1 pseudogene is annotated in these 296 nt (G+C 42.2%); it reads right to left on the bottom strand.

The window, feature by feature from the left end:
• Positions 1-296 (bottom strand): annotated as a pseudogene (locus tag CD118_RS11395) (phosphopentomutase); the annotation flags it as partial.

Genomic DNA, 296 nt, shown 5'->3' with positions numbered 1-296 from the left:
GTTAATTCACGTACTTTTTCACAAATGTCATACAATTCTTCAAGTGGAATAATCTCTTCATGTGCGGCAATTTGAAGCACAGGGTCTGCGGATGTGTACACAATCAAATCCCCTGTTTTCATTTGATGTTCGCCCCACTCGTCAATTACTTGTGTGCCTGATGCCGGTCGATTCACAACGACTTTACGTCCCGTGATCCGTTCGATTTCATCAATTAATTCTTGTGGAAAACCGTTTGGATACACTTTGAATGGCTGCATGATATTCAAGCCCATCATTTCCCAATGGCCTGTCAT

The sequence above is a fragment of the Staphylococcus coagulans genome (assembly GCF_002901995.1).
Classification (GTDB): domain Bacteria; phylum Bacillota; class Bacilli; order Staphylococcales; family Staphylococcaceae; genus Staphylococcus; species Staphylococcus coagulans.
The sequence above is the reverse complement of the archived record's forward strand: the minus strand, read 5'-3'. Positions and strand labels throughout refer to the sequence as shown.